The 3935-nt window shown below is 62.4% G+C and carries 4 protein-coding genes; 2 read left to right on the top strand and 2 right to left on the bottom strand.

Annotation, left to right across the window (positions count from 1 at the left end; all coding sequences use genetic code 11):
• Positions 1-103 (bottom strand): recombination protein O N-terminal domain-containing protein (locus tag Q0S16_RS00065; protein ID WP_295843687.1); only part of this gene is annotated, 103 nt, incomplete at its 3' end.
• Positions 104-168: 65 nt separating this feature from the next.
• Positions 169-615, bottom strand: a complete 447-nt coding sequence (locus Q0S16_RS00060; protein WP_295843685.1) for a hypothetical protein — start codon at positions 613-615, stop codon at positions 169-171.
• 349 nt (positions 616-964) lie between these two features.
• On the opposite strand from Q0S16_RS00060, the gene Q0S16_RS00055 reads away from it, so the two are divergent.
• Positions 965-2908 (top strand): AI-2E family transporter, encoded by a 1944-nt coding sequence (locus Q0S16_RS00055; protein WP_295843684.1) that lies wholly within the window; start codon positions 965-967, stop codon positions 2906-2908.
• 95 nt (positions 2909-3003) lie between these two features.
• Positions 3004-3312 carry a hypothetical protein gene (locus Q0S16_RS00050; RefSeq protein WP_295843682.1) on the top strand — a complete coding sequence of 103 codons (309 nt, stop codon included), beginning with the start codon at positions 3004-3006 and terminating at the stop codon, positions 3310-3312.
• Positions 3313-3935 lie beyond the last annotated feature (623 nt).

Raw genomic sequence — 3935 nt, 5'->3', positions numbered from 1 at the left:
GGCCCAGGTGCCGGCCATGGCTGCGCGTCAGAAGCTCGACAATGGCCGAGGATTCGCCATGCCTGCGCACCCCGAGCACGATGCCTTCGTCGGTCCATTCCATGAACGGGACGTTATATGATTTTCACCGTGACTTCAGCATCCGGGGGTGAATCCGAAAGTCCTTTTTCAAGCGCGGATATCGACCGAAGCCGTGGTTCCCTGAAGTCGCAGCAGGGCGTCCAATGTCTGGCCAAGGGCTTCAACATTGCGACGGTCCCCCCTCGATTGCGCCCCCGTTATGCCCGCCCGCAAGGTCGCGAAAGCATCGATCGGCTCATTGTCCATGCGGTTGGCTTCGTCGGCTGGTGCGCTACCGCTGCCGGCCCATCGCGACGCCGGTGGTGACATCATGCCAAGCAGCGGACTGGACTCGTCGAGGGTCATCTTGCCGCTGCGGATTAGATCATTGACCGTGCTGCGCATCTCGGCCGGCGACATGCTGGAGAAATCGTAAGTGGAAATGCCCGCCCCGGAATTGCCGACTGAGGCACTGGATGCGGCCTCTGCCTTCTGAGACCGGTTCGCGCCCGGCACCACATACGATGCGGCGACCGACGTGCTTGTAATCTGCATTCAAATTCCCCGAACTCAAACTTCATCGAGCGCCTCTGAGCAATTGTCGTACCAGACGTCGTGAACGAAAATGCGGGCGTTTTCTGAGAGTCAGTACTTGTGACCACGGGCAAATTCTTCCCAGGCGGTAAGAATTACCACCGCGGATCGGCAAGAATGCACTGGAATCGCCGTGCCTGCGCACCGCAAGAATGATGCCTTCGTGGTCTACTCCGTCGCGTCCATCGACCGGAATTTGGCAAAGCCTGACGGAGCGTAGCAGCAACGTCGGTGCGGAACGTTTGCCCGGCGCAGCAGTTGTGTTCCAGGCTCGCACCGAGGTCCCTGCCGGACCCGACCGGACATTTCATTGACAGACATTGCACCGATCCGTCTCCCCAAAGCGCCGGGGACGGCGCTCATCAACATGGCGATGGCCGCGCTGATCGTCACTGCGCTGTATTTCGGCCGCGAGATTCTGGTGCCGGTCGCGCTGGCCGTGTTGTTAAGTTTCGTGCTGGCGCCGTTTGTAATCCGGCTGCAATCCTGGCGCGTGCCGCGCACGCTTTCAGTGCTGGTCGCGGTGTTCATCGGATTTTCCATTATTTTCAGTCTTGGTGGCCTGATGGTGTCGCAGGCCAACCGCCTCGCCGAGGAATTACCGGGCTATCAGCAAACCCTGCGCGAAAAGATCCAGGGGTTGCGCGGTCTGGCCACCGGCGGATCGGGAACGTTGGAGCGCGCCTCCAAGGTGCTGCGCGAACTCGATAGCGAGTTACAAAATCCCTCCGCCAGCCGGAACGCGATCGATGGCCTGCGGCGCCAGCCATTCGACCGCCCGATTCCGGTCGAGATCCGGCAACCTGATCCCGGCACGCTGTCGACGCTGGTGGCGATCATCCAGCCATTGCTGCAGCCGCTGACGACCACCGGTATCGTGGTGATTTTCGTCATCTTCATTCTGTTGCAGCGTCAGGATTTGCGAAACCGCTTCATCAGGCTTGCCGGCTCGCACGACATGCAGCGCACCACCGCGGCGCTCGACGACGCCGGCCAGCGGCTGAGCCGGCTGTTCCTGAACCAGATCATCGTCAACGCGTCGTTCGGCCTGCTGATCGGTATAGGCCTACAACTGATCGGCGTACCCAGCGCGCCGCTATGGGGTCTGGTCGCGACCATTCTGCGCTTCGTGCCCTATGTCGGCTCTCCGATCTCCGCGGTATTCCCGCTGATCCTCGCCGCCGCGGTCGGGTCCGGCTGGGGAATGCTACTGATGACGGTCGCCCTGTTTGCCACGCTGCAATTGATCGCAGGCCAGATTGTCGAGCCACTCGTCTATGGTCGAAGTTCAGGCCTGTCGCCGGTCGCCATTGTCCTGTCCGCCTCGTTCTGGACCTGGCTGTGGGGACCGATCGGCCTGGTGCTGGCGACGCCGCTGACGATCTGCCTCGTCGTGGTGGGGCGCCACGTTGACCGTCTGCAGTTCTTCGACGTGCTGCTCGGCAACCAGCCGGCGCTGACGCCGCCGCAATTACTGTATCAACGCATGCTGGCCGGCGATCCGATCGAAGCGTCGCAGCAGGCGCAGACCTATCTCGAAGCCGCCACGCTGGCGGACTATCACGACAAGATCCTGCTCCCGGGTCTGCGGCTGGCCGAGCATGACGTCCGTCTCGGTCGGTTGCCGGGGGAACGGCTCGATCGCATCCTCGCAACCGTGAGCGAGGTCGTCGACGATCTCGACAGCCATGAAGACGTCATGGTCGCAGAAACTGCGACAGCCATCGATGACCGCTCCAGCCTGGCGCGGCTCGAAAGCAGTATCGTTCCGTTTGAGAACGACCGCCTGCCGGAAGCGTGGCAAAGCGCCGGCGCCGTCCTGTGCCTGCCCGGCTCCGGCAAGCTCGACGAAGCCGCCTCGCTGGTACTGGCGCAGCTCCTCAAACGGCAGGGCATTGGCGCAGAAGCCGAGGCAGCCGATGCGCTGTCGATGTCGCGATTCTTCTCGCTGGATCTGTCACAGCGCTCGGCGCTGTGCATCTGCTACGTCGGCGAAACGTCGAATGCGATGGTCCATTATGCGGTCCGGCGGCTGGCGAAGAAAAGCAGGAACAGCCGCATCATCGTCGCGCTGATCGCCGGCGAGAGCGACACCAAGCCCGCACCGATGCCCAATGTCACCGTCGTCACCGGAAATTTCAGCGATGTCGTTGGATCGATCCATGCACTGGCAACCGGCCGCATCTCATCGGCCGCGCTCGATGCGCTGGCCGCCGGTGTCGACGCGGCACTGGATCGGGCCGGCAAGGCCTGACCACTGCCACGCCTCAGGCGTTGAACCAGCCCTTGGCATCGCCGCTGAACGAATAATACAGCCCCGCGCCGGTCAGCGCGCAGGACACGATCTCGATGGCCTCCGACCCCGATCGACTGCTTGGCGTGGAGCCGGGCCTCGCCCTGCGTTTTGCCTCGGGTGTAGCGGAAGATCAGGTCACCGCTGCGGAAGATCACGTAAGGGATGATCTGCTTGTACGACGGGTCGTCCTCCACGTCCGGCCGGGGACGGAAGCTCGCGATCCCCGGCGCGAGAAGCTCGCCGAGGTAACGATCGGCGTCGGGCTCAAACCCTTGGAACCGGCCGAGCCTGTCGAGGGCGCTGGAGGGCGTCACGAGGATGCGGACGGGGGTGGACGCACTCATGGCAAGATATTCCAGTGAGATGAAAACAGGGTCTTCTTCAGAATATCGGCCATCTCGCGAGGAAACACCGATCCAGGGTCGATTAAAATCGCAGACCAGAGTCGCAGAACTCGTTCCCACGCTCCGCGTGGAAATGCCGTCTCCGACGCTCCGCGTCGTCTTCCGCCCAACTCGCGCGCAGCGTCGGTACTCCGGCCGAAGCCCGGACCGTGCGGGAGGCCAGACCGGTTTGGAGGCCGAACCCGAACTGCGGAAATGCCGACGCGGAGCGTCGAAGACGGCATCCCCACGCAGAGCGTGGGAACGAGGTGCGCAACGGAAACGATGTGGGTCAGGCATGACGCAGAGCATGGGAACGAGGTTACGTCACAACCCTTTGAATACCGTGCAACCCTGGAATAACCATGCCTTTTCGCGGCTCTCCGTTGTTTGCCAGCCTGAGCGTCATTATGATCGGGCCTTATTAACTTGGACGGACCGGCGCGATGCTGAGGCGGGAGTGGGCAAGTGATCGGTACGACCCTTAACGGCAGGTTCCGGCTGGACAAGGAACTCGGCCGCGGTGGCATGGGGGCCGTCTTTCGCGCACACGATATCATTTTGGAGCGATCGGTCGCGATCAAAGTCCTCAAGGACCTGAG

Source organism: Tardiphaga sp. (assembly GCF_025356345.1).
In the GTDB taxonomy this organism is placed as follows: Bacteria; Pseudomonadota; Alphaproteobacteria; order Rhizobiales; family Xanthobacteraceae; genus Tardiphaga.
This window is presented reverse-complemented; position numbering and strand designations above follow the sequence as displayed.

Excerpts from the sequence above, each read along its gene's own strand:
- Q0S16_RS00060 (WP_295843685.1), bottom strand. The coding sequence starts at position 615 with ATGCAGATTACAAGCACGTCGGTCGCCGCATCGTATGTGGTGCCGGGC.
- Q0S16_RS00050 (WP_295843682.1), top strand. The coding sequence starts at position 3,004 with ATGGCCTCCGACCCCGATCGACTGCTTGGCGTGGAGCCGGGCCTCGCC.